This is a genomic window from Pseudomonas sp. SIMBA_068 (assembly GCF_046534705.1).
Taxonomy (GTDB): domain Bacteria; phylum Pseudomonadota; class Gammaproteobacteria; order Pseudomonadales; family Pseudomonadaceae; genus Aquipseudomonas; species Aquipseudomonas putida.
Genome location: NZ_JAWRYI010001427.1, coordinates 1 through 242, shown reverse-complemented (window position 1 = coordinate 242; position 242 = coordinate 1). Strand labels below are relative to the sequence as shown.

Sequence of the window (242 nt, the reverse complement as noted above, 5' to 3'; positions counted from 1 at the left end):
GAGACAGCCCCGTCCAGGGCGACCCCTCGGCCTGCCCCTTGATCTGCGCGTCGATACGCTGGGCATCCTGCAACAACTGAGCCCAGCGTTGCGCCGACAAGCGCTGCAGGGCTTTGCTGACCAGCGGTCGGCGTTTGTCCCATATCGGCGGGCGGGCCTGGCTGAAGGCCTTGTCCAGCGGTACACCCTGGCTGAACTGTTGGGCTAGCCCAGCCAGCTGGCGCAGCTCACGGGCCAAAGCC

At 67.4% G+C, this 242-nt stretch carries 1 pseudogene; it reads right to left on the bottom strand.

Annotated elements, in window-relative coordinates:
* Window positions 1-242: pseudogene (locus SB756_RS34330) on the bottom strand (DNA polymerase III subunit delta); the annotation flags it as partial.